This window comes from Cytobacillus oceanisediminis 2691, assembly GCF_007678455.1.
Taxonomy (GTDB): Bacteria; Bacillota; Bacilli; order Bacillales; family Cytobacillaceae; genus Mesobacillus; species Mesobacillus oceanisediminis_A.
Map to the genome: position 1 here is coordinate 1 of NZ_VEEP01000117.1, position 305 is coordinate 305.

General features: G+C 43.3%; 1 protein-coding gene. It reads right to left on the reverse strand.

Annotated elements, in window-relative coordinates; genetic code table 11:
- Positions 1-103 precede the first annotated feature (103 nt).
- A partial coding sequence (locus FS736_RS24870; RefSeq protein ID WP_222125099.1) for a hypothetical protein occupies positions 104-305 on the reverse strand: 202 nt, incomplete at its 5' end.

Sequence of the window (305 nt, forward strand, 5' to 3'; positions counted from 1 at the left end):
GTTTTTTGGTTGATGTAACAATTGGTGAAAATAAGGTGGCGCAAAAGGGATGGCCGATGGTGAATGTTTAGGAAGGGAGTAAGGAAGGTGAAATTATGGAGAGTTATGGAGTGGTGGTGGAAAGATTGAACGAAAATAAATAAATGAAAGGAAAAGCTGGGGGGAATGGGGGCAGGTTTGGTGTTAGTGGTTTTGAATTGAATTGAGGTGGTGGTGGAATGAGGTTAGGTGGTGTTTTTGGGGGATGGTTGTATTGGGATATGGGGAAGAAAGAGGATTTTTGGGGTTGTTGATGGGTGGAAGTG